At 30.4% G+C, this 572-nt stretch carries 2 protein-coding genes; both read left to right on the forward strand.

Features of this window, described 5'->3' with window-relative positions; translation table 11 throughout:
- The first annotated feature begins 74 nt into the window (after positions 1 to 74).
- Positions 75 to 254, forward strand: coding sequence for a hypothetical protein (locus G6047_RS00225; RefSeq protein ID WP_169525291.1), 180 nt, complete (start codon positions 75 to 77; stop codon positions 252 to 254).
- Between the two features lie 3 nt (positions 255 to 257).
- Positions 258 to 437 carry a hypothetical protein gene (locus G6047_RS00230; protein ID WP_169525293.1) on the forward strand — a complete coding sequence of 60 codons (180 nt, stop codon included), beginning with the start codon at positions 258 to 260 and terminating at the stop codon, positions 435 to 437.
- Positions 438 to 572: the final 135 nt, after the last annotated feature.

Here is a 572-nt window from a genome sequence, read left to right on the forward strand (position 1 = left end):
AACGTTACCTGCCATTTCAGAAAAAATCGCTTTAAGCAGCATTTAAGTATTTAAAAAAGATAAAATAAAAACTTATGAAAATTATTAGATTAAAAGATGACTCAGGCTATGATCAAGTTATCGATATTGATAAAATTGTCAGCGTCAAAGGAAAAAATAATACTGCTTATATTATGACAGTTAATGGCGAAATTAAAACTAAAATCAGTTTAGACGAAGTTGTCAAATTGATAAAAAGCTACGAAACAATTTAAGTGATGAAATATATTTTAATTAAAGACAAAAGTGGATACGAACACTTGATCAACATAAATAAAATTGAACGAGTTCAAGGTTGGAATGATGGAAGCATAATTTATCTTAAAAATTTTGAGATAGATACAAAAGAAAATCTCATTCAAATCAAAAATAAAATAGATGATTGCCAAATTGAATAAGAAACGGCAGGTAACCGCCGGTAAAAAAAAGCGCTGCTTCCAGGTCGTTGAACCATTCATTTTTTCAGTAAATTTACGTCCAGCCGAGACAACTATCATTTAAGGCCGCGCCTTCTTTTACCGGCAAAACGTTAC

This window comes from Flavobacterium silvaticum (assembly GCF_012911565.1).
Classification (GTDB): Bacteria; Bacteroidota; Bacteroidia; order Flavobacteriales; family Flavobacteriaceae; genus Flavobacterium; species Flavobacterium silvaticum.

Coding starts and splice junctions, on each gene's coding strand:
- G6047_RS00225 (WP_169525291.1), top strand. CDS start 75: ATGAAAATTATTAGATTAAAAGATGACTCAGGCTATGATCAAGTTATC.
- G6047_RS00230 (WP_169525293.1), top strand. CDS start 258: ATGAAATATATTTTAATTAAAGACAAAAGTGGATACGAACACTTGATC.